Source organism: Microbacterium sp. BWR-S6Y, assembly GCF_041379845.1.
Classification (GTDB): domain Bacteria; phylum Actinomycetota; class Actinomycetes; order Actinomycetales; family Microbacteriaceae; genus Microbacterium; species Microbacterium hydrothermale.
The window spans coordinates 693,260-710,097 of record NZ_JBFECV010000001.1; the positions used below are offsets into that span (position 1 = coordinate 693,260).

At 70.2% G+C, this 16,838-nt stretch carries 24 protein-coding genes; 19 read left to right on the forward strand and 5 right to left on the reverse strand.

Annotated features, from left to right (window positions below; all coding sequences use genetic code 11):
- The first annotated feature begins 161 nt into the window (after positions 1–161).
- From AB1K56_RS03360 to AB1K56_RS03420, 13 genes are all read left to right on the forward strand, one after another.
- Positions 162–923, forward strand: coding sequence for a hypothetical protein (locus tag AB1K56_RS03360; RefSeq protein WP_371204545.1), 762 nt, complete (start codon positions 162–164; stop codon positions 921–923).
- 226 nt (positions 924–1,149) lie between these two features.
- Positions 1,150–2,346, forward strand: a complete 1,197-nt coding sequence (locus tag AB1K56_RS03365; RefSeq protein WP_371204546.1) for a hypothetical protein — start codon at positions 1,150–1,152, stop codon at positions 2,344–2,346.
- Positions 2,347–2,464: 118 nt separating this feature from the next.
- Positions 2,465–2,860 (forward strand): hypothetical protein, encoded by a 396-nt coding sequence (locus AB1K56_RS03370; RefSeq protein ID WP_371204547.1) that lies wholly within the window; start codon positions 2,465–2,467, stop codon positions 2,858–2,860.
- Positions 2,860–3,111 (forward strand): hypothetical protein, encoded by a 252-nt coding sequence (locus AB1K56_RS03375; RefSeq protein WP_371204548.1) that lies wholly within the window; start codon positions 2,860–2,862, stop codon positions 3,109–3,111. The genes AB1K56_RS03370 and AB1K56_RS03375 overlap by 1 nt, the downstream gene beginning before the upstream one ends.
- 432 nt (positions 3,112–3,543) lie before the next feature.
- Entirely contained in the window at positions 3,544–4,065 is a 522-nt protein-coding gene (locus tag AB1K56_RS03380) for a hypothetical protein (protein WP_371204549.1), read from the forward strand.
- Complete coding sequence (locus AB1K56_RS03385; protein ID WP_371204550.1) at positions 4,062–4,409, forward strand: hypothetical protein; 348 nt, start codon at positions 4,062–4,064, stop codon at positions 4,407–4,409. The genes AB1K56_RS03380 and AB1K56_RS03385 overlap by 4 nt, the downstream gene beginning before the upstream one ends.
- The gene (locus AB1K56_RS03390) at positions 4,406–4,747 is read left to right on the forward strand and encodes a hypothetical protein (RefSeq protein WP_371204552.1); all 342 of its coding nucleotides are present in this window, start codon (positions 4,406–4,408) and stop codon (positions 4,745–4,747) included. Before AB1K56_RS03385 ends, AB1K56_RS03390 begins: the two co-directional genes overlap by 4 nt.
- A gap of 86 nt (positions 4,748–4,833) precedes the next feature.
- Positions 4,834–5,235 (forward strand): nucleotidyltransferase family protein, encoded by a 402-nt coding sequence (locus AB1K56_RS03395; protein ID WP_371204553.1) that lies wholly within the window; start codon positions 4,834–4,836, stop codon positions 5,233–5,235.
- Positions 5,232–5,528 (forward strand): hypothetical protein, encoded by a 297-nt coding sequence (locus AB1K56_RS03400; protein WP_371204555.1) that lies wholly within the window; start codon positions 5,232–5,234, stop codon positions 5,526–5,528. Before AB1K56_RS03395 ends, AB1K56_RS03400 begins: the two co-directional genes overlap by 4 nt.
- Positions 5,525–5,707 (forward strand): hypothetical protein, encoded by a 183-nt coding sequence (locus tag AB1K56_RS03405; RefSeq protein WP_371204556.1) that lies wholly within the window; start codon positions 5,525–5,527, stop codon positions 5,705–5,707. Before AB1K56_RS03400 ends, AB1K56_RS03405 begins: the two co-directional genes overlap by 4 nt.
- Entirely contained in the window at positions 5,694–6,059 is a 366-nt protein-coding gene (locus AB1K56_RS03410; RefSeq protein WP_371204557.1) for a hypothetical protein, read from the forward strand. Before AB1K56_RS03405 ends, AB1K56_RS03410 begins: the two co-directional genes overlap by 14 nt.
- A 360-nt stretch (positions 6,060–6,419) precedes the next feature.
- Entirely contained in the window at positions 6,420–6,569 is a 150-nt protein-coding gene (locus tag AB1K56_RS03415; RefSeq protein WP_371204558.1) for a hypothetical protein, read from the forward strand.
- Positions 6,570–6,970: 401 nt separating this feature from the next.
- Positions 6,971–7,510 carry a GIY-YIG nuclease family protein gene (locus tag AB1K56_RS03420; RefSeq protein ID WP_371204559.1) on the forward strand — a complete coding sequence of 180 codons (540 nt, stop codon included), beginning with the start codon at positions 6,971–6,973 and terminating at the stop codon, positions 7,508–7,510.
- 296 nt (positions 7,511–7,806) lie between these two features.
- On the opposite strand, the gene AB1K56_RS03425 is transcribed toward AB1K56_RS03420, so the two are convergent.
- The 3 genes from AB1K56_RS03425 to AB1K56_RS03435 all read right to left on the reverse strand — a co-directional run bounded on the left by AB1K56_RS03425 (position 7,807) and on the right by AB1K56_RS03435 (position 9,204).
- Positions 7,807–8,025 (reverse strand): hypothetical protein, encoded by a 219-nt coding sequence (locus AB1K56_RS03425; protein WP_371204560.1) that lies wholly within the window; start codon positions 8,023–8,025, stop codon positions 7,807–7,809.
- A 53-nt stretch (positions 8,026–8,078) separates the two neighbouring features.
- The gene (locus AB1K56_RS03430) at positions 8,079–8,708 is read right to left on the reverse strand and encodes an asparagine synthase (RefSeq protein WP_371204561.1); all 630 of its coding nucleotides are present in this window, start codon (positions 8,706–8,708) and stop codon (positions 8,079–8,081) included.
- Positions 8,709–8,775: 67 nt separating this feature from the next.
- On the reverse strand, positions 8,776–9,204 hold the full coding sequence (locus AB1K56_RS03435) for a YdeI/OmpD-associated family protein (RefSeq protein WP_371204562.1): 429 nt from the start codon (positions 9,202–9,204) through the stop codon (positions 8,776–8,778).
- A 252-nt stretch (positions 9,205–9,456) separates the two neighbouring features.
- On the opposite strand from AB1K56_RS03435, the gene AB1K56_RS03440 reads away from it, so the two are divergent.
- The 4 genes from AB1K56_RS03440 to AB1K56_RS03455 all read left to right on the forward strand — a co-directional run bounded on the left by AB1K56_RS03440 (position 9,457) and on the right by AB1K56_RS03455 (position 11,958).
- On the forward strand, positions 9,457–9,867 hold the full coding sequence (locus AB1K56_RS03440; protein ID WP_136587506.1) for a DUF4383 domain-containing protein: 411 nt from the start codon (positions 9,457–9,459) through the stop codon (positions 9,865–9,867).
- Positions 9,868–9,869: 2 nt separating this feature from the next.
- Positions 9,870–10,394: a hypothetical protein gene (locus AB1K56_RS03445; RefSeq protein ID WP_371204563.1), complete on the forward strand. Its 525-nt coding sequence runs from the start codon at positions 9,870–9,872 to the stop codon at positions 10,392–10,394.
- 77 nt (positions 10,395–10,471) lie between these two features.
- Positions 10,472–11,404: an oxygenase MpaB family protein gene (locus tag AB1K56_RS03450; RefSeq protein WP_371204564.1), complete on the forward strand. Its 933-nt coding sequence runs from the start codon at positions 10,472–10,474 to the stop codon at positions 11,402–11,404.
- The gene (locus tag AB1K56_RS03455; protein WP_371204565.1) at positions 11,401–11,958 is read left to right on the forward strand and encodes a DUF1992 domain-containing protein; all 558 of its coding nucleotides are present in this window, start codon (positions 11,401–11,403) and stop codon (positions 11,956–11,958) included. Before AB1K56_RS03450 ends, AB1K56_RS03455 begins: the two co-directional genes overlap by 4 nt.
- 108 nt (positions 11,959–12,066) lie before the next feature.
- On the opposite strand, the gene AB1K56_RS03460 is transcribed toward AB1K56_RS03455, so the two are convergent.
- Both AB1K56_RS03460 and AB1K56_RS03465 read right to left on the reverse strand, forming a co-directional pair.
- On the reverse strand, positions 12,067–12,897 hold the full coding sequence (locus AB1K56_RS03460) for an aldolase/citrate lyase family protein (RefSeq protein ID WP_264631635.1): 831 nt from the start codon (positions 12,895–12,897) through the stop codon (positions 12,067–12,069).
- Positions 12,894–14,342, reverse strand: a complete 1,449-nt coding sequence (locus AB1K56_RS03465; protein WP_371204566.1) for a cation:dicarboxylate symporter family transporter — start codon at positions 14,340–14,342, stop codon at positions 12,894–12,896. The genes AB1K56_RS03460 and AB1K56_RS03465 overlap by 4 nt, the downstream gene beginning before the upstream one ends.
- Positions 14,343–14,479: 137 nt before the next feature.
- Here AB1K56_RS03465 and AB1K56_RS03470 point away from each other — a divergent pair, with 137 nt between their 5' ends.
- Positions 14,480–16,084: an ATP-binding protein gene (locus AB1K56_RS03470; protein ID WP_371204567.1), complete on the forward strand. Its 1,605-nt coding sequence runs from the start codon at positions 14,480–14,482 to the stop codon at positions 16,082–16,084.
- The gene (locus AB1K56_RS03475; RefSeq protein WP_371204568.1) at positions 16,081–16,764 is read left to right on the forward strand and encodes a response regulator; all 684 of its coding nucleotides are present in this window, start codon (positions 16,081–16,083) and stop codon (positions 16,762–16,764) included. The genes AB1K56_RS03470 and AB1K56_RS03475 overlap by 4 nt, the downstream gene beginning before the upstream one ends.
- Positions 16,765–16,838 lie beyond the last annotated feature (74 nt).

Genomic DNA, 16,838 nt, shown 5'->3' on the forward strand with positions numbered 1-16,838 from the left:
GGCCGACACGAAGGCGGGTGGGTCGCAGGAGATGCCAAGGGTTATTCAGCGGACGGGCGGCGAATGGCAGCCGATGAGCAAGCCCTGGCGTCTACCGGACGCCGACAAGGCGAAAGAGATACGGCGCGTTCTAGGAGAGCGGGCGGTGAGGGAAGGAATCGTTGATGGGCTATAGCAGGAAGCACGACCCGCGGCTGCGGCAGTCGCAGGCGGTCATCAAAACCGGCCCGAATCGCGGCCGCGTCACCACGACCTACGTGCTCGCCGGTCCGCAGCAGACTGCGGTTGACCGACCCTCAGCATGGGTGCGCACCGTGGGCGCGTGGCGCGCATCCCGCGCCGTCGCGCGACGTGTCGCAGCCTGGTATCGCAGCGTGGGCGTGACGCCGGAGCCGCAGCGCGCGGCCGTGCCTGTTCAGCGCCCGAAGTCGGAGCGGGAGGCGGTGCGTGTGCGCTATGCGGCCTGGCTTCTGGCGCACGGGTTCGACCAGCAGGGCTACGACCGCTCCGGCTTCTCACCGTGGGGTGGCCACCGCGACCTCACGCAGGATGCGAAGAACCTCCGCCACCCGTTGACCGGAAAGCCGTGGGCGCCGACCGGCTTCCTCGCTGACGGCGTGCACGCGAAGACCGGCACGTACTACGACGAGGACGACGTGGACGCGAAGGGCTTCATGAAGCCGGATGTGGAGGGTCGCCGCGTCCATGTGGGCACCGGCACGGTCTTCGACCTCTCCCGTCCGCCGCGCACGTGGGATGGCGACGATGAGGCCGCGCACTGGGCGCGCGCCGTGGAGTGGCGTACCCCGGAGGTCGAGGCCGAAATCGCGGAGTCGAAGCGCCAGCAGGCTGAAGCCGAGGCGCGTATCGACGAGATGGTGCGTATCGAGCGAAAGATGGAGCGGATGGGCCTCGCGGCTTGACCGCTCGCTCCTCATCCGCGTGCGAGATACAATGAGAGGACCGTTCGGTTGATTCCCGTACCAGGCCCGTCCCTTGCAGGGGGCGGGCCTTTTTCGTGGGGTGAGAGCGCGCGGCTGCGCATATTACACCATAAGTAGTCACGATTCTGACGGCAGGGGAGTATACTGGAGTTGCGAACAAAAGTTCGACCGGCTGCAACCGGTACTACGCAAGGGAATCACCGAAATGTCACTCAGCACCCTCCACACAGACACCGTCGCAGAGCAGACGTTCTGGCGTCAGCAGGTGCCAGCCACCGACCTCGACGGCCTCGCCGTGATGGAGGACGTTTACGTCGCCTGGCTGCGCGACGAAGCACGCTATGTCGTCTACCCGATGACCCGCTGGGACGACACGGCGAAGGCTTACCGCACGGATGCCCGCCTGGAGAGTGAGAGCGCCGCCCTCGCGCAAGAAGTCTGGACCTTCACGCTCGCCACCGCCCGCCAGAACGACGAAGACAAAAAGCTTCTCGCGGCCTTCGCGCTGAACGCGGCCCGCGCCGCTGCTTTCTGGGTCGGCGGAGAGGATGTCACCGCCGCTTCGAAGGCTGTTCGCGCCGCCGTGAAGAGCGCGCTCCGCGGCCGCGACGCGCATCGCGGAGACATCGAATCTGACGTCGCCGAAAAGGCCGCTCACTACATCACCGAGCCGCTTACCGCGGGTGCCGCCGCGCCGCTCTCGGGCCGCGTGGAAGAGCACATGCCCCTGCTCGACATTTTTGGCCTTGTGGGGGCACTGGAGTACTTCCACGCGCTGCGTCCGGCCCTTGCCGCCGCCGAGCGCAAGGAACTCGCGCTGTCCGACGCAAACCTGGCCCGCGACACCCGTCGCGCCCTAGATGACGCAACCCGCGCGCTGAGCGGCGCGACCGTTGAAGAAAAGGACGCCGCCCGCTCGCTCGCGGCGCACCGTTCGCGTCTCGCCGGGATGACCGATGACGAGCGCGTTGTCCTTGAGGCCGAGCGCATTGTCGCTATCTCGAAGATGCGCGGTTACCGCCGCTGGGCCGCGGAGGATGCCGCGTGGATGCTGGATGACCGGCTGACCGCCTCCGCTGATGAGATGCTCGATGCGGGCCTCGACTTCGCCGCCGAAGAGGACGACGAGGAGCCGAAGAAGCCGATGTATGAGGTCGCTGACGGTTCCTGGGACGCGCTCGCCTCGCAGTTCGGCGTGCAGGACGGTGCCGAACTGCAAGCGATTATCGCCGAGCGTATGGCGACGGACAGGAAGGCCGCGGGCGAAGAGCGCGTACAGACCGGCTTCATTGCGGCCCTGACGGGCGACGCGAAGAGCGCCCGTGCGCAGGCGCTCCGCCGCGCCGCGAAGAAGTTGGACCTGGACGCGGTCCGCACCGCCCTCGCCGCAGCGCTCGTCTGATACTGACTCACGGCCCCTGCCCTTTCGGGTGGGGGCCGTTGTCATGCCCGCGTGAAAACCTGCCCGGCGTGGGGGTGATGAGGGAGGAAAAGCCTCTCTCAGGAAGAGAGAACCCCCTATGAAAATCAACGTGAACGCCACCGCGAGGGTGCAGGAAGCGCTCGACGGCGCGCAGACCACTCCCACGGGCCGCGCCTCGACCGCGGGTGTCTACGTCGCCCGAGGCGTGCAGCAGGAGGCGTGCGAAGCCGAAAGCGCGCTCGAAGCCGCTGGCATCCCGGCCTCGCTGCGAAAGGGCGTGACTGTCATCGCGCATCAGCGCACCGGCACGAAGAAGTGGACGTACTCCACAAGCGTCATCTACCTGGAGCGCGGGGCGAACGACTGGTTCCTGACCCCCGTCCTGCGCGACCGCGCGGGAGACGAGCGCCGTGTACGTGTCTACCCGCCGACCGGCTTCGACTACGCGGCGCACGCAGCACGTGTGCTCCGCGGGGCTGGGATGGTGGCTTGATGTTCGGCATCATCAGCGAGGCCGAAGCGCCGTTCCTTCGCGCACTGCTCGGTTCGATGCCCGCGCTCGTCACAACCGACGACGTGCTCGCGGCTGCCGAGACAGCGGAAATCATGCTCGAAGCGCGCGGCATCCCCGAGGTGCAGCGCCCCGGCCACCGCATCACGCTGGAGGCGGCGCACGCCTTCGTCACGCTGGTGCGCGGGCGTAGTGGATGGACCCTCGACCGCATCGAAGAGGCGGGTTTCTGATGCGCGCACGTCCGTCCCTGGCTTTCCTTCTGCTCGGCTGGCTGGTCGCCCTCGCGGTTCCCGCCGCGATTTTCTCTCTGCTCATCTGGACGGGGGCCGCGCTGCTCTGGCCGCTGCTCGCGCTCGGTGCCGCGGTGCTATCCGTGGCGGGTGCCATCACGCGACACGGGGGTGCTCGCTGGGCGGTGCTGGTGCCCGGCCTACTTGGCTCCGGGCTGGCGTACCTCGGCGCGGCCACGCAAGCGCAGGGACCAGCGGCCCTCGTCTACTATGCAGCGCTTGGGCTATGGGGCACCGCGGCTGCCGCGGCGCTTCTGACGAGGGAAGGTGATGGCGCGGCGTAAGAACCGCGATATCTAAGACGACGCCCCGCCGGGTAACTGGCGGGGCGTTGTCGCGTGCGCTCGTGAAAACACGCCCGGCGTGGGGGTGATGAGGGAGGAAAAGCCTCCCCAGAACCCCGAAAGAGAACCCCTCATGAGTAAGACACTCGCCACCCTCGCAACGAGCGGCCTCATCGTCGCCGGAGCCGTCGCGTTCGGCTTTGCGCAGGCCGCCCAGGCTGACGACGGCACCACGAGCGCGAAGAGCATCGTCGCGCAGGCGGAAGCCATCGGAGAGGACGTGGAGGCGCAGTGCCAACTGCCGCTCCGCGACGCCGCTGAGCGTGCGACCGCTGACCCGGCCGCACTGAGTGACCTCGAAGCGGCCAATCAGCGCTGCCTCGAAATCGGGCAGCAGTACGCCTACTTCGTGGAAATCGTCACGAAGCACGCCGACGCGGTAGCAGCCTCCGTCCCCGAAGAGGCTCGCGAAGCCGCTGAGGCCGCCATGGCTGCGGTCACGCCCGAGGTCAAGGCGCAGGTCGAGGCGGACGACGTGGAGGGCGCCGTTAGGACCCTCTTCCAGGCTGTGGCCCCGCAGTTTGAAATCGAGAGCGAGGTCGGCCAGTGAACCGTCGCGTTGAAATCCGCTTCGCGCCGGTAGACGGCGTCCGCCCCGTGACCTCGGTCACGGCGGTAGCCACGAGCGGCAGCCGCGCGCTCTACGACGCGGCCCGTGACAACCTGAGCCGCATCTACGAAACCGCTGCGCTGGTCGAGATGCTTCTGAAGGCAGGCACCTGGCGCATCTCGTTCCCCGAGATGCTGGACCGTGCGCCGATGGTCTACGACCGCGGCGCGTCCTGGAAACGACTTGTCGCGTTCCGGACGGACCTCGTCATCGCGGAGGTCGCTCGACCCGAGCGCTCGGCCGAAGCGGCCCTGACGCGCGACGACCTGGTGGTGACCGCATGAACCCGCTGCGCATGGCTCGCGCGCTCCGCACAGCGTTCGCGAAGGGCACCTGCGATGTCGAGACCGGCGAGTTCTGGTTCGACCCGGATACGCACCTCGGCTCACTGCTCATCACGACGCCGGAGCGAGGTCGCTTCGATGTCGCGGCGATGCTCGTCGGTGGGATGCTCGTGCTCAACCCACGCCTCACCGAGTTCATCACGAGCCTGTGCCCCGCGTGGTCCGAGGTCTTCGACATGATGGCGGGTCGCCTCGTCATCATGGACGCGGCGCTCATGACCGGCGACACCATCGAGCGCCTCGAAGCGCTCCGCGTGCGAGAGGCCGTGACGGCATGAGCGCCGGGTACTGCCGCTCATGCGGTGCCGCGGAGCGCGTGTTCGCCCGCCCCTCCCTCGCGCTGGAGCACTATGCGGAGCAAATCGTGGCCCTCGCGGCGCGATACGAAATCAGCGACGTACGCGTGTTCGGCTCGTGCGTGACCGGAGCGGACTACTCGTACTCGGACATCAACCTCGTCGGCACGCTGGCGCCCGCCTCCGGCTACTTCGAGGTCGGCGCCTTCGTCGGCTCCGTTGAGAGGATGACCGGCTACCCGGTGGACTTCGTCATCGACGGCGACGAGCGCCCGTCCTACCTCGATGTGGTTGAGATGGTCCCGCTCGTCGAGGAACCTGAGCCGCGCATCGCGGCCGTGGACTTCGGCCGGGCACCGTGGTCGCTCATCGCTGGATTCAAGAACCGCCGCGTCATGCTCGTCGCCGAGCTGAGGCGCCGTGGGTGGCTGGGCATCGGCGCGGGCGATGCGAACGACGCGGACCGATGAGCGCCCCGTCCGCCGAGCGTCTAGCGCTGCTTGCCGATATGGCCGCGCCGCGGCAACTCATCGCCGACCTGCCCCAAGGGGTTTTCCGCGAGTACGCAACCGGCCTTGTGAGCCTCGGCATCGAGGTGGAGGACGTGGTCGCATGGGGCGTGCTCTTCGACGCGGGCGTAGACCTGCTCTACCTGCGCATCGTGCTCGACGCAGGCGCTACCGACCTACGAGCGGTAGCGGCGGCATGGACCGAGAGCATCCCTGTGGACTACGCCGTGGCCATTCTTGGAGCAGCTTCGTGAGCGCCGCCCGCTACGCCCGGCGAGTGAGCGCGGCGGAGGCCGCTCTTGTTGCGGTTCCCGGCACCTTCATCGACGCGCGCCGCATCTCACGCAGCGTGGAGCGTTACGACCTGCACGCGGTCGAGCGCTGGCTCATCCTGCGGTCCTGGGCGAAGGGAGCGCGCCGTGCGAACGCCTGAGCGGTATCGTCGCGCGGCGACGAGCGAGCGCATCGAGAACATCACGCTCGTGTTCCGGGCGTCGTTCCCGGAGGTGGCCGCGGAGGTCGTGGCCGGGCACCTCGCGGGCGACCGCATTCTCTCGCTCACGCGGACCGTCCGGCGCATCATCGACCTCACCGCGACCGACTATGACCAGGCCATCGCGACGCTCATCGCGGGTGAGCCAGTCTTCATCTCCGATGTGCGGGTGTCCGATTTCAACGCCGATGCCGTCGCCGAGGCTATCGAGCGGCAGCATGTTCCGCGCTCGTCCGTGATGCTCGGCCGCATCGTCTCCTGCCTAGCGAACGACCAGCCGGTCCCGCGCTGACGCGCTTCGAGCGGCCCTCGTCGTCGCGGCCGGGGGCGTTCTCGCCTTCGCGCGCTCCCAGAGAACCCACACTGCCGTCGCGATGGAGTCCACGTCGTTCGGCGGTCCGTATGTAATGGTCCACCCCTCGGGCGACACAGCGTGCGAGGCGTCGCGGTGCCGGATGTGTGCCCTCTCGATACGCGCTACGAGCGTTCTTCGGTCAAGCATCACCCAGCCGGTCGGCGTCCTCGTGAGGGCGTGCGTTGGCTTCCAGTGATGTCCCACCGTCGAAACGTATGAGAGACGGACGACATCGGCCCTATCGGAAACGGTAGAAGAATGATAAATCTATGTATACCCGAACCCGAGGAGGGCACCATGGCGCGTACGCCTGGAGCAACCAACCGCACCCCGCGCGAACTCCGCGCGGAGGCCGAGCGGCTACTAGAGAAGGCTGCCTACATCGAGCGCATCGACAAGTTGAAGAAGCGCGAGGCGGACGCCAAGGCGAAGGCTCGGGGCAAGTAGCCATGGGCAACTCATGGACGCGCCTAGTGCAGGAGGCGGCGAAGCACGGAGGGCCGAACGGCCTTCGTCAGCACTACGCGAACCTCGGCGCGAACGCGACTCGTGGCAACGGGCGACTCAGCGGGTTCTACATCGGCACCGGCACACTCCTCGCGGGGGCTGCTATGGGGTGGGCGGCGGACAAGGTCATCGACCGGTTCGTCAACCGGAAGGCTGACGCGGCCCAGTCCTCCGAGAGCGAGTCACTCCCGGAGACAGATGGTCCGGCCACCGGGAGTGCGCTACCGGACCCTGCCTGAGCGGGGGTCAAGGTGGCCACCGGTGCCAGCGTGGAACACCCAGGTCATAGGGGACATTCGGGTGGGATGCATGGACATTGCGAACACGTTATGAATGCCCGTATGGACATCACCGAAACGCTGCTCACATCCACGCCTCGCTCGATGCGAGACGCGCTCACGGAACGCTCGACGGGTATTTACGCCTGGTGGGGCACCGCGAACGTACCCTGGCCCGAAGGGTTCCCGACGGTGAAGTCCGAACGACCTCTGTACGTCGGCAAGGCGCAGGATGAGTCCATCGGCGACCGGGTGAAGTTCCACCTTGGAAACACCCGCGGCAGCGCACCTCGGCGAAGCCTGACTGGCCTGCTGCTTGACGTACTCCCGCTGCGCGGGCACGTCGTCGTGCGTGACCCGAAGCGCCGCATGAAGTTCGGACTCGACGCGACAGGCGAGCGGTTGCTCACCGAGTGGATGGCGGAACACATCACGTTCACCTGGGTCACGCTCGATGCGCCCGGTTCGACGGAGGAGGGCATCATCCGCCGCCTCATTCCGCCCATCAACGACACGCACGCGACCGGTTCCCCCTACGTCGCTCCGATGCGTCGGCTCCGCAGCGCAGCGGCTGACTCGGCGCTGAATCGCGCGAGGGGGTAACGCCGGAAGGGTGAGGGCTGGCAGCCGGACTGTGGGCTAATGTGTGGGCTAATCCTCGCCCGTCAACCACTACATAGCGTTTCTGTCACGCGTAATCACGCTGAATCTGGGCTGTGACCCAAGTGACTATTCATCAGAAGGTTAGGGGTTCGAGTCCCTTCGGGCGCACACTGTGTTGAGACAGTGACAAGCCCCGGCTGAGAAGAAATTCTGAGCCGGGGCTTTTTCCGTCCCCGGCGAGGCCGGGTGCCCTGGCCGGCCCGCACGCGACGAACGCCCGCGACGGGCCCGCCGGTCTACGCCGACGCCGACGCCGACGCGTCGCCGTGGTGCGCCGCGTCGGTCGCGGTGGAGTGCAGTTGCAGGATGGCCACGGCCTCGTGCAGCGAGCCGAGCGGCGCCTCGATGTCGTCGTAGTGGTGCACGAACCCGTTCGCGTCGCGCGCGCTCACGGAGACCAGCGCGTAACCGGGCCGCGCCGTGCGCGCCGCGCGTCCGAACCCTCGTCGCGTCATGGCATCCTCCTCGCTCGCCGCCGAGGCTATCGCGCGACGGGGCGGGAGGGCGGTCAGCGCGCGGAGGACTTCTTCTTCTTGCCGCCCGTCGCTGCTCCCTCGTCGTCGCGCGGGGCGACGTCGTCGGACGCGGCCCGCTCTTTCGCCCGGCGCTTCGCCTGCGAGGCGAGGCGGGCCAGATCGACCATGCGCAACGCGTCCATCCGCGCCTTCCGCATCTGGGCGTATTCGGGGTCGGCGTCGGCGGTCATGCCCTCCACGTCGAGCCGCTGGCGCAGGTTGGCCTCGACGTCGCCCCACGCGGCGATACGCGCGTCGGCGACGAGGGTCTTCACCCGCTCGGGATCGTCGGCGAGCGCACGCAGTTCTTTCGCGACCCCGCGGGACTGCTTCGCGCGACGGCGCAGGTTGCGCGTATCGCGATCGCGGTAATCGTGCGTGCCAGAGGAATCGGAGAAGCGCCCCCACGCGCGCTTGCGCTGGTGCGTCACCCGGTCGGCCGCCTGGTCCTGCTCATCGGCGAGGGAACTCAGCGTGGCACGGGCGAACTCGGCGAAGAGCTCGTTGTCGAACTGCCCGCCGCGGGCGATCGTCTCGACGAGGATGCGGTTGCGCACGGTCAGTCGAGCCGCGGCCGTCGCGATCGACAGTCCTTCGGCGATGGCCTCTTTCGTGCGCCCCACGGGACCTCCCGCTCCAGGCTATCGTCCGCGGGCACGCGCGGTGCGGCGCCGGCCGGGCCGCCGGCCCTCAGGACAGCTTCGCGACGATCGCGGCGATGCGTCGCGCGCGGGTCTCGGCGGCCTTCGCGGTCTCGACGGCGACGACGTGGGCCTTCCGGGCGCTGGGGGCGAGCGCGTCGAACGCGGGGCGCACCGCGGCCTCGGCGAGAGCGGCCGCGAGGTCGTCGGGCACCTCGACCGTGCGGGGCGCCCTGTCGAGCGTCAGGTCGACGGTGAGGGCATCGCCCCCGGAGAGCCCCGTCGCCCTGCGCTTGTCGGCGGAGAAGGGGATCAGCAGACGACCCCCCATGACGCCGATGGTGCTCGCGTAGACGTACCCGTTGACGTCCACCACGACGGCGGCGCGCTTGCCGCCGCCCAGGGCGTCGACCACCTCCGGGGGAACCTCGATACCGGTGTTGTCGCCCATCTGCGCCAGGGTCGTCTCGAACCGCATACGGGGAGTGTGGCAGACACGGGGCTACGTGAACATCACGGGAATTGCAATCCCCGTTCGCCGTGATCACCGCCGACCTATGGTCGACTCTGTTGCGGAGGGCCTCGGAGAGTACTCGGGGGCCTTCTGTCGTATCCGGGCCCCTACTCCCTCGAAGCCTCTCTTGGCAAAGGCCAATCCGACGCCCCGCTCACCTCCGAAGATGTGGTGAAGCGGCCGGACGGTCGCTGCCAACAATCTGGGAGGTTCATCATGAGCTCGTCACCCAATCGCATCGTGGCCACCGTCTTCGGCGCTGTCTACCTTCTCGTCGGCCTTCTCGGCTTCGCCGTCACCGGCGGCGTCGGTTTCATCGCGACCGAGGGCGGGCTGCTGCTCGGCATCTTCGCCGTCAACCCGCTGCACAACATCGCGCACCTGCTCATCGGTGGCGCGCTGCTGGTCGCGGGCCTGGCGAACGCCCGCGCGGCCAAGGGCGTCAACACCACCGTCGGCGCGGTCTACCTGCTCCTCGGTATCGTCGGCTTCTTCCTGGTCGGCACCGCGGCCAACATCCTCGCGCTGAACACGGCCGACCACTTCCTGCACCTCGCCAGCGCGGTCGTGCTGCTGGGCGTCGGTCTCGGCACCGAGCGCAACGTCCCCCGCACCGCGGCGGTCTGAGCATGAAAGCCGCGACCTTCGTGCGGTCGTGGCCCTCCGTATCCGCGTGGGGGGCCGGACTCATCGTCGCCGCCCTCGGCGCGGGCGCGATCGTCCGTCCCGATTCCGGGGTCCTGGCAACGGGCCTCGGGATCGGGATGGTGATCCTGGGCCTCGCCTCCCTCGCGTGGGGAGCCGCGACCCTGTCGACCGGACGCCTCGTCGTCCCCCGGCTCGCCCTCGCGGGCGCCCTGGCGGCACTCGTGCTCACCACCGCGCTGATGTTCGTCGCTCCGGCGCACACCAGCATCATCGGTGTGGCCGCAGGCGCGGTGCTGCTCGTCGTCGTCGGCGCGACCGCCGCGGTGCACCTGCGCCGCCACGGCCGGCGAGCCGACCGCACCGCCCAGCCGATGAGCGTCACCGGACTGCTCGTCGCCGCTGCCGTGATCGCCGTGCTCGTCACCCCCGCCCTCGGCGCGACGCAGGACGCCGTCCTCCTCCGCGACGACGGCACCGTCCCCGTCGTCACCCACGAGGGGCACTGATCGCCGCCCGACGCGGAAGATCATCGACGTCGAACTCATCCCGAGCCCGCCCGCTCAGACGGTGGCACGCTGGAAGGGTGACCGACGCGCCCTACCCCACCGTCCCCGGCTGGCTCGCGACGCTGCGCGGCAAGATCCTCGTCGCCCTCGCGGGGGACCCCACCGGCATGGCGCCGTACGTGCGGGCGATCGCCGATGGCGACGACACGGGCTACTTCGTCGAGAACGGTCCCGCGTGGACCGTCCATGCCGGAATGGGAACGCTGGTGGCCGGCATCCGGGCCCTCCTGCTGCAGGCGCTGCACCCGGGCGCCCTCGCGGGTGTGCACGACTGGTCGCGCTACCGCGAGGATCCCATCGGCCGTCTCACCGGCACGGTGCGCTGGGTGATCACCCTCACCTACGGTTCGCGGACGCAGGCGGATGCCGAGACTCGACGCGTGGGACGCTTCCACCAGCGCGTGAAGGGCGAGTACCGCGCCGGCGACGGCAGCGAGCGCGCGTACACCGCCGAGGCGGCCGACCTCGTGCGGTGGGTGCACCTGGCCTTCACCGACGCGTTCCTCGCGGGTCACGAGGTGTCGAGGAAGCCCATTCCGGGCGGCCCCGACGCGTACGTCGCCGACTGGGCGACCGCGGGGCGCCTCATGCGGGTCGTCGACCCTCCCCTCACGCGCGCGGCCCTGCGAGCGGAGATCGACGGGTTCTGGGAGCGTGGCGAACTGCGCGGCGACGAGAGGGTGGCCGACGTGGTGCGCTTCCTGCGCCGACCGCCGTTCCCCGGGCTGATGGGCCTGTCGTACCGCGTGCTGTTCGCCGCCGCCGTGGCCACGATCCCGCGCCGCTACCGCAAGATGCTCGGGGTCCGCCGGTGGCCGCTGCCGGTGCTCGCCCTCACCCGCGTCGTCCTGCGCGTGACCGAACGCGCCCTCGGCTCGGGCCCGCGGGCCCAGGACATGGCCCGGCAGCGCCTCGCCCGCCTGGAGCGTGACGGACGGGAGGCCGCGTGAGCGACGATGCGCGGCAGGCCGCGGAGCGCTACCGCCTCGACCGGCGGCTGCGCGAGGCGGGCCTCGAGACCGAGACGACCGAGTCGTCGGGTCCTGCGCGCGGGTCGACCGCGGCGGAGAGGGCCGCCTTCGTCGAGACGTCGATCCAGCAGGCGATCCGTCGCGGCGAGTTCGACAACCTGCCCGGTGCGGGCAAACCCCTCCCCGACCTAGGGACCGCGCACGACCCCGACTGGTGGATCCGCCGCAAGATCGAGACCGAACAGCTCACCGGTCTCGGCCCTCCCGCCCTCACGCTGCGCGTCGAGCACGCGGAGATGGCCGCGCGGTTGGATGCGCTCGCGCACGAGTCCGAGGTGCGCGAGGCGGTGATCGACTTCAACCGCCGCGTGGTCGAAACGCGACGGCAACTGCAGGGCGGACCGCCGGTGGTGACCCCGACGGTCGACGTGGATGCCGAGGTGGCGGCGTGGATCGAGCGACGTCGCGCGCGCGCGGAGGCGGCGGCGGTCGCCGCTCCCCCGCCGCGGCGCCGGTGGTTCCGGCGCTCCTGACCGACCCGCGAGATCACACGATCGGCGCGACCTCACCCCTTCGCCGCCGCGCGCACCGTGCGATCTCGCGCCGATCGTGTGATTTCGCGGGTTGCGACGGCGCCGCCGTCAGAGCGCGGCCAGCGCCTCGGCGCGCTCGACGAGGGCCCGTGCGCGCGCGAGGGTCGGCGCGTAGGAGCCGTCGACCGGGCCGTCGGGCGTGGTCGACAGCAGTGACCGAGCGGCCTCGACCTCGGCCGGCGCCGGCGTGAAGCCCGCGTGGGCGCCGGGGATCGCGGCATCCTGAAGCGCCAGCGTGCCGGTGAAGCCCATCGCGACCGCATGTCGGGCGGCGTCGAGCGCCTGATCGACCGGTCCGCACGGTCCGTCGATCGGGCCCGGGATCCCCGCCGCCGCCGACGCGACGACGAGCTGCGCACGCGGCCACGACAGGGCGATGCGGTCGGCCGACATCCCGGTGTCGCGGCGGAAGTCGCCCGTGCCGAACGCGAGACGACGGGTCGCGGGATGCGCGGCGATCGCCGGGGCCGCCAGCAGCGCCGCGGCCGACTCGATCATCGCGACGATCGGCGTGCCCGCCGGGAGCGAGGCGGCGACGTGGGCCACGTCGGCCGGCCCCGCGCACATGGCGAGGACCACCCCGGCGAGGCGGTCGTCGAGTTGACGGCCGAGCGCGAGGTCGGCCTGTCCGTCGCGGGTTCCCGCGGCGCTGATCCGGAGCCACACCGGCGCCTGCGCGGCCGCGCGGCGCGCGCGCTCGCGGCCCTCGGTCTTGCGCGCGGCGGGGAGTCCGTCTTCCAGGTCGAGCACGAGCACGTCGGCCGCGGTGTCGAGGTCGCCCGCGAGCGGCGAACGCAGCATCCACGTGCGGGCGAGGCCGACGCGCGCGGGGGCGGGGGCGGCCGAAGCCGCCCCCGCCGAGGTGTGCGCCAGGGTCACGAGCGGCTCCGCGCCGCCGCCTCCGCTTCCGCCTGAGCGCGGAAGGCGTTGAGCGCCTGCGTGTCGACGGCGGAGGGGCCGGTGCCCGCTCCGGTCGAGGCCTGCTCCTTGGCATCCGCCGCCGGAGTGGCCGAGTGGTCGTGGCCGGTCAGGAGGGTCTCGTCGAAGGGGATCTGCCCCGCGAGCACCTCGCGCACCCGCTGGCCGTCGTACTGCTTCGTCCAGGCTCCGATGAGCAGGGTCGCCACGGCGTTGCCGGTGAAGTTGGTGACCGCGCGGGCCTCCGACATGAACCGGTCGATGCCGACGATGACGCCGACGCCGTTGACGAGGTCGGGGCGGTAGGCCGACAGGCCGCCGGCAAGCGTCGCCAGGCCCGCACCGGTGACACCGGCCGCGCCCTTGGAAGCGATGATCATGAAGATCAGCAGACCGATCTGCTCGGGGATCGACATCGGCGCGCCCATCGCCGTGGCGATGAACAGCGACGCCATCGTCAGGTAGATCGCGGTGCCGTCGAGGTTGAACGAGTACCCGGTCGGCACGGTGATGCCGACCACGGGCTTCGAGACGCCGAGGTGCTCCATCTTGGCGATGAGGCGGGGCAGAGCGGCCTCCGACGACGAGGTGCCGACGATCAGGAGGTACTCGCGGCCGAGGTACTTCATGAGCGAGAAGATGTTGACCCGCGTGACGGCGTAGAGCAGACCGCCCAGCACCACCGCGATGAACAGGAAGCACGTCAGGTAGAACGAGCCCATCAGGATGCCGAGGCTGATGACCGCACCGAAGCCGGTCTTGCCGACCACCGCGGCGATCGCGCCGAACGCGCCGATCGGGGCCAGCCACAGGATCATGCCGAGGATGCGGAAGACGAGCACCTGGAAGTTGCGGATGCCCTCGACCATGCGCGCACCGCGCTCGCCCATGCCCTGCAGCGCGAAGCCGGAGAGCAGCGCGATGAAGAGCACCTGCAGGATACTGCCCCCGGTGAACGCCGAGAAGAACGTCGTCGGGATGATGCCGAGCACGAAGTCCTGCGTGGTCGTGGCTTCGGGGACGGCGTCGTACGAGGCGCTGCCGATGTTGAGACCCTCGCCGGGGTGGATGATGTTGCCGACGAGCAGGCCGATGCCGAGAGCGAAGGTCGACATCACGAGGAAGTAGCCCAGGGCCAGGCCGCCGATCTTGCCGACCGTCGAGGCCTTCGCGATCGATCCGATGCCCACGACGATCGTGCAGAAGATGACCGGGGCGATCATCATCTTGATCAGGTTGACGAAGCCCTTGCCGACGGGTTCGAGACCCTGCGCGAACTGCGGGGCGACGAGGCCGACGATCACGCCCGCCACGACGGCGACGATGACGGCGATGTAGAGCCAGTGGTTGCGGTCGATCTTCTTACGCGGTCGACCGTCGCGAGTGGTGCGGAGTGAGAGAGCCATCAGCGCCTATCCCTTTCCTAACGTCTTCGTTGTCCGGCGGGAGCGCCGGAGTGGATGAGTCGACTGTGGTCGAGGGCGGACCGGTCCGCGATTTGTGGTCGTATTGTTCACGGCAGGCGCGACGAAGGGCGGTGGGCATGCGGTTGAGCGTGGGCGGACGACTGGCGCTGGTCTCTCTCGGCGTCGTCGTGCTCGTGGCCGGCGTGCTCGCCGCGCTCCTGTCGGTGCAGCTCAGCGACTCCGGACAGCGCGAGGCCGAGAAGGTCACGCGCTCGGTGGCCGAGACGCTCGCCCACGAACCCGACGTGGCGGCCCTCGCCGCGGCGGGCGACTCCGACCGTCTGCAGCCGATGGTCGAGCAGATCCTCGGCGAGACGGATGTCTCGTTCGTCACGATCATGACGCCCGACGGCATCCGACTGACCCATCCGAATCGGGCGGAGATCGGGCTCCCCTACATCGGTTCGCGCGAGGAGGCCCTCGCCGGACGCACCTTCACCGAGGTGTACGAGGGCACGCTCGGCCCCTCGGTGCGCACCATCGCCCCGATCCGGCAGGGCGGCGTCGAGACCGGCGCCATCGTCGCCCTCGTGTCCGTGGGGGTCACCCTCGGCGCCGTGCAGCAGGACATCGCGGCCCGCGCCCCGCTCATCGTGCTGGCATCCGCCGCCATCGTGGGGCTCGGCGTTCTGGGCGCGCTGTACGTGCGCCGCAGCGCGCGCCGGGTGACCGGGTCGTACACGCCCGAGGAGCTGTCGCGCCTCGTCGAGAGCTACGAGACCGTGCTGCACTCCCTGCGCGAGGGGCTCGTCGTCACCGACCGGTCGGGACGGATCGTGCTCTACAACGACGAGGCGGCCGACCTGCTGGGCCTGCCGCCGGCGTCGTCGGGGCAGGTCTCGCTCGACCCGCGGGAGGCGGACATGGATGCCGCCCTCGCCGAGGCCATCGCGACGGGACGCCGCATGGTCGAGGAGACCGTGGTCAACGGCGACCGCGTGCTCCTGGTCAATCAGGAGGAGGCGCGGGACCTCACGGGGCGCCGCGCCCCCGCGCGCGGCCACGTCATGACCCTGCGCGACCGCTCCGAACTGCAGGCGCTGCTCGGCGAGCTCGAGGGTGTGCGCACCCTCAGCGAGACCCTGCGCTCGCAGACGCACGAGCACGGCAACCGCCTGCACGCGCTGCTCGCGCTGCTCGAGCTGGGTCGCGTCGACGACGCGCGGCGGCTGATCGTGGCATCCACCGGCGAACGCCAGGAACTCGCCGATCGCCTCGTGTCGCACGACGAGGGCACGATCGTCGTCGCCCTCCTGCTCGGAAAGCTCGACGAGGCCGCGGAGCGCGGCGTGCGCCTCGACCTCGACGTCGCCGAGCCCACCCCCGCCCTCCCCCTCGCCCCGGCGGAGGCCGTGACCGTCGTGGGCAACCTCGTCGACAACGCCCTCGACGCCGCCGCCGCGGGCGCCGAGCCGCGATGGGTGCGGGCGACCCTGCGGGAGAACGGCGACGACGTGGTCATCGAGGTGTCGGACGGAGGCGCGGGGTTCGACCCGCACCTCGCCGATCCTTTCGCGTTCGGCAGTTCGACGAAGACTCCCCGTGGTCCGGGCGGTCGCGGAGTCGGTCTGGCCCTCGTGCGCGACATCGTCGCGGCGCGAGGCGGGACGCTGCACGTGAGCGCGGACCCCACGACGGTGCGGATCTTCCTCCCCGCGGTCGCCGAGGCGGTGACCGGATGATCCGGGTGCTGGTCGTCGACGACGACGCTCTCGCGCTCGAGCTGCACAGTGCCTACGTCGGCCGGATCCCGGGCTTCGAGGTGGTCGGGCAGGCCGCTGGCGCCCGCGCCGCCCTCACCGCGCTGAGCGACGCGGAACGCCGCATCGACCTCGTGCTGCTCGACATGACCATGCCCGACGGGGCGGGCCTCGACGTCGCGCGGCGGGCGCGCGCCATGGGCTCGCGCGTCGACATCATCGCCGTCACGGCCGTGCGCGACGCCGACACCGTGCGGGCGGCCGTATCGATCGGGGTGGTTCAGTACCTCATCAAGCCCTTCGCGTTCGCGGCGTTCCGCGAGCGGCTCGAGGCGTATCGCGCGTACGTCGAGGGACTGGATCGGGCGGCGGGCGAGGCCACGCAGTCGGAGGTCGACGCGCTGCTCGGGTCGCTGCGCACGGTCGGCTCCCCCGGCCTGCCGAAGGGACTCAGCGACACGACCCTGTCGGCCGTCGCGGAGCGGGTGCGCACGGCGCCGACCGCGGTGTCGTCCACCGAGGTCGGCGAGAGCGAGGGGATGTCGCGGGTCACCGCCCGCCGCTACCTCGAGCACCTCGCCGACGCGGGGCGCGTGCGCCGCGAGCCGCGCTACGGCGGCCAGGGCCGACCCGAGATCACCTACGCGTGGGTGCGGGGCTGAGGGCGCGGCATCCGGAGTGGTCGGGGCGTGCGCCTGACGTCGGCAAGTGTCCGAAACACCCGGACGATCTCGGA

Excerpts from the sequence above, each read along its gene's own strand:
- AB1K56_RS03365 (WP_371204546.1), top strand. The coding sequence starts at position 1,150 with ATGTCACTCAGCACCCTCCACACAGACACCGTCGCAGAGCAGACGTTC.
- AB1K56_RS03370 (WP_371204547.1), top strand. The coding sequence starts at position 2,465 with ATGAAAATCAACGTGAACGCCACCGCGAGGGTGCAGGAAGCGCTCGAC.
- AB1K56_RS03375 (WP_371204548.1), top strand. The coding sequence starts at position 2,860 with ATGTTCGGCATCATCAGCGAGGCCGAAGCGCCGTTCCTTCGCGCACTG.
- AB1K56_RS03380 (WP_371204549.1), top strand. The coding sequence starts at position 3,544 with ATGAGGGAGGAAAAGCCTCCCCAGAACCCCGAAAGAGAACCCCTCATG.
- AB1K56_RS03390 (WP_371204552.1), top strand. The coding sequence starts at position 4,406 with ATGAACCCGCTGCGCATGGCTCGCGCGCTCCGCACAGCGTTCGCGAAG.
- AB1K56_RS03400 (WP_371204555.1), top strand. The coding sequence starts at position 5,232 with ATGAGCGCCCCGTCCGCCGAGCGTCTAGCGCTGCTTGCCGATATGGCC.
- AB1K56_RS03415 (WP_371204558.1), top strand. The coding sequence starts at position 6,420 with ATGGCGCGTACGCCTGGAGCAACCAACCGCACCCCGCGCGAACTCCGC.
- AB1K56_RS03420 (WP_371204559.1), top strand. The coding sequence starts at position 6,971 with ATGGACATCACCGAAACGCTGCTCACATCCACGCCTCGCTCGATGCGA.
- AB1K56_RS03425 (WP_371204560.1), bottom strand. The coding sequence starts at position 8,025 with ATGACGCGACGAGGGTTCGGACGCGCGGCGCGCACGGCGCGGCCCGGT.
- AB1K56_RS03435 (WP_371204562.1), bottom strand. The coding sequence starts at position 9,204 with ATGCGGTTCGAGACGACCCTGGCGCAGATGGGCGACAACACCGGTATC.
- AB1K56_RS03440 (WP_136587506.1), top strand. The coding sequence starts at position 9,457 with ATGAGCTCGTCACCCAATCGCATCGTGGCCACCGTCTTCGGCGCTGTC.
- AB1K56_RS03445 (WP_371204563.1), top strand. The coding sequence starts at position 9,870 with ATGAAAGCCGCGACCTTCGTGCGGTCGTGGCCCTCCGTATCCGCGTGG.
- AB1K56_RS03465 (WP_371204566.1), bottom strand. The coding sequence starts at position 14,342 with ATGGCTCTCTCACTCCGCACCACTCGCGACGGTCGACCGCGTAAGAAG.
- AB1K56_RS03470 (WP_371204567.1), top strand. The coding sequence starts at position 14,480 with ATGCGGTTGAGCGTGGGCGGACGACTGGCGCTGGTCTCTCTCGGCGTC.
- AB1K56_RS03475 (WP_371204568.1), top strand. The coding sequence starts at position 16,081 with ATGATCCGGGTGCTGGTCGTCGACGACGACGCTCTCGCGCTCGAGCTG.